Annotated in this window: 2 protein-coding genes; both read left to right on the forward strand. The window is 40.3% G+C overall.

Annotated elements, in window-relative coordinates:
• Positions 1–540 precede the first annotated feature (540 nt).
• On the forward strand, positions 541–2,034 hold the full coding sequence (locus tag A8O25_RS22095) for a TlpA family protein disulfide reductase (protein ID WP_161947815.1): 1,494 nt from the start codon (positions 541–543) through the stop codon (positions 2,032–2,034).
• A 1,116-nt stretch (positions 2,035–3,150) separates the two neighbouring features.
• Positions 3,151–3,681 (forward strand): thioredoxin domain-containing protein (locus tag A8O25_RS22100; protein WP_153042876.1); only part of this gene is annotated, 531 nt, incomplete at its 3' end.

A 3,681-nucleotide genomic window follows, 5' to 3' on the forward strand; every position in this document is an offset into this window, starting at 1 on the left:
AGGCCATCCCCCGCTACCTCCTCATTGACAAGGCAGGCAGGATCGTGAACGCCAACGCCCCCCGCCCCAGCGAGCCGGACCTGCTGGAGAAGGAGCTGGGTAAGCTGCTTAGGTAGAACAGCCGCCCCAGGGGCAGCTGAACCAGGTCCTTGCCCACCAAAGCGGTAAGCAAATACTATCCAAATGTAAAATTAAAATTTTTTGCTGCTTTTTGATCTACAAAAGCAGACAACAATATGAATCTTTTGACTAAAAATGAATTGAAGATGATAGTAGGGGGTGGCCCAGGGGATACAGATACCTTGGAGCCTGGTGGAGGGTCTTGTGGGTGTCATGCGTTCTCGACAATAATGGCAAATTGCAACACTATGGTGCCGGGTCTTGTAGTACTGCAGGACATGAGCATGCACCAGGTCAACATTGCCGTAGCTATGACTGCTCAACTGGAACTCTTTGCTAATTAAAGTCAAATAAAAATAAATGGAGTGGCTGTTTCTAATTTTGAAACAGCCACTTTCATCTCTAATTAACTTTCTAGATATGAAGATTTTTTCCTTGATTCTGCTAATGACTCTAATGCTAATTACCAATTCGGTAGTTGCTCAAAACGTAAAAATAAAAATAATAGCAAATAACAATGATGCGCCTGTGCTCATGGGGGCAGATTGGCTTAACTTTCATTTGCAACGGGTAGAGTTTCTTGATTCCTGTGTAATAAAAGGGGGAGAAGGGTATTTAGAATTTGATTTGAAGCAACCGACTCATGTTAGAATATTAGAGCACTTTTTCTTTGTTCAACCAGGAGACTCAGTTCTTTTAAACCTTGATGTGGATTGGAGCAGCCATAAAGTTAGAGAAGTAAAAGCAGTCAAGGGTAAAAACAGTAGTAACTATATGTTTTCCTTTATTCTAGAGAAAGAGACGGATCAGAAGATGCCACATCATCAGGATTATAATGATTTAATGGAATATAAAGCAGAAAGGTTTAGGTACTGCCAGAATCAAATAAAATTTATAAGTAAACTGGCTAAGAAGTATCCTATAAGTGAAACATATTACAAGTTTCTAACAGATAAAAATTATTATGAATACGTTGCCGATTTGGCACAGCCGTTCAGAGATAGAAGAATAAATAGAAATGCCATCCGCAAGGAGTATTACAAAGAATATTTGCACATGAACTTTCATGATGAAAAACTATTAGGTTTCAGTGCTTACGCTTCTTGTCTATGGAATTACCACTACTTTATTTTGGGTAACCCTGATTTGAAACCCTTTTCTTATGAGCATTTCTTAGATATCTATACCACTACTTTACAGTATTTTAAAGGTAAAATGCGAGACAATCAACTTAGAGATCTAATTGTTTACTACGCCAACATGTCTAACATGAAGTTTGATGATCGATTTGAGAAGCTATATGAACAAGCCTTATCTATAGTTGAAGATAAGGAGTTAAGGGATATTATTGAGTTTAATAATTTTTTTGGCAAGCCACAATATAAAGATGTTCCAGAGGCTTTAGCAAATGCCGTTTTTAAAACTGTTGATAATAAACAAGTCGCTTTTAAAGAAATTCTAAAAGCTAATATAGGTAAAGGAGTTTATTTAGATTTATGGGCTTCCTGGTGTGCTCCTTGTAAAGCAGAATTCAAATACAGCGAGCAGTTATATAATTTGTTGCATAAAAATGATGTTGCTTTGGTGTACTTATCTATTGACAAAGATGCCAATAAATGGGTAAAGGATGTTAACTTATATAAACAGCAAAATAATTATAGCTTCATAGCAACAGAGGAAACTAGAAAGATTTTAGAGGAGACCCTGCAAGTAACTAGTATCCCTAGATATATTATCTTTGACAGACAGCATAAAATAGCTTATTCTAATGCTCCAAGGCCAAGTCAGATTACCCGTGTTGAGGGACTTTTAGATAAGCTTACGGCAAACAGTAAGAAGGTCAAACCAAACATTCAGTCCCCACCACCTATACAAGCGCCTCCAGCTAGCATAGGTGCTAATCATGGTAATTAGTGAGATTAAAGGCAGTAATAATAGTAATAATTATAATAATAATATCCCAAGTATTTTCTTGTATAATGATGACTGCTCAATAAAATCTTCATTTAGAGAATGAAACAGAGCTCTGCCCACCAAAGCCGTAAGCAAAAACTATCCAAATGTAAAATTAAAATTTTTGCTACTTATTGATCTACAAAAGCAGACGTAAATATGAATTTATTATCTAGAAATGAATTGAAGATGGTAATAGGGGGCGGGCCAGGGGATACAGAGACATTGGAGCCTGGGGGAGGAGGAAACTGCTGCGCTGTATATATAGAGAACGGTGTGCAAACAGGGTACACTTGTAACTTGTCAGAAACAGAAGCCCATGCTGCTGCAACTGATTTTGCAATGAGAAGAGTGAATGGTGAGTGTCCTACATGCCGAGGAACCTACACTTGTTACTAAGCATTAGAAAATACATTCAGTGCCCTCTGATTCTGTAAATCAGGGGGCACTTTGTAGTGTCAAAATCCAGATTTTATGAAAATAACTTCTCTCCTCCTTCTGCTTTATTTATTTTTTTTCAGCTATGATGTTAAATGCCAAAATAAAGAAGAGCATAGTGCGCCCCTAGTATTGCAAGACACAACCAGCGGTTATGCCCCCCTCACTACGGCTACATTAATTCTGAAGAAAAGAGGTAAAATGAAGCCTTTGCTCCAGTTCCATGATTACTTAGATAACCTTGTTTTATTAAGCAATGTTGGTGATAGCCTACAGATTTCTTTCCGCAACTTCCATGTATTATATAATACTGACAAAGGGAGTGCTCCTTTTATAGTCCTTCCAAATGATAGGATACAGGTGGGACTAGACAGTATGGGGTGGCTAGTGCTTGAGACAGGCATTCCTACTAGGGACGCTGAACTGAACCTGTTTACCTCTATGGTAAAAGCAGGCAAGGGGGATTTTACGGTTTCTTCGGTCTACAAGATAATGCAGGAGAAGTCCTTTGCAAAAAGAGATTCCATTCTGGAAGACAGGGTTAAAAAAGAACAAACTTTTTTTAAAGAATACTCAGCGAACCCCTTGCTTCGGCCTGAGGTGCAAAGCATAGCTAGGCAGTTCCTGCTTCACCATGAAATGTTCGAAAAATTTCGGGTGGTTTCCAGTATGGGAGGGCCAGAGGGAGAATTGAAATCCTATTATGACCAATTGGCCAAGTACCTGCAAAGTCAGAACCGGTTCTCTTATTATTTTCCTCGCTTCAGGTTTGTTGCCGCCTCCTCTTTGAATTTGGGTTTTATCACTGCCTCTGCTATTAAGCGCAAGGACGCAGAGTGGGCCTCAGCTAAAGATTTCGAAACCAACCTAACTCTAGCAAAAAGCTTCTTTGACAGTTCCCTGGTAGAACCTGTGCAGTACCTGCTCCTTAAAAATCCAGGCAATCAAAAGTTGGCCAACCACAAAGAGCAGCTTTTAGGCTACGCCGCCCGCTACCCAGATACCGATTTCACAAGGCACCTGCAGGAGGAGCTGGCCTACCGGGAGTCCATCAACAAGAACTTTGCAGGGAACCAGCTGCTGGGGCAGAAGGACGCCACGCTCCCCCTGGAGGAGCTGATGGCCAAGAAGCGGGGCAAGGTGCTGTACGTGGACTTCTGGGCCAGCTGG

The sequence above is a fragment of the Rufibacter ruber genome, from assembly GCF_001647275.1.
Taxonomy (GTDB): Bacteria; Bacteroidota; Bacteroidia; order Cytophagales; family Hymenobacteraceae; genus Nibribacter; species Nibribacter ruber_C.

Excerpts from the sequence above, each read along its gene's own strand:
- A8O25_RS22095 (WP_161947815.1), top strand. The coding sequence starts at position 541 with ATGAAGATTTTTTCCTTGATTCTGCTAATGACTCTAATGCTAATTACC.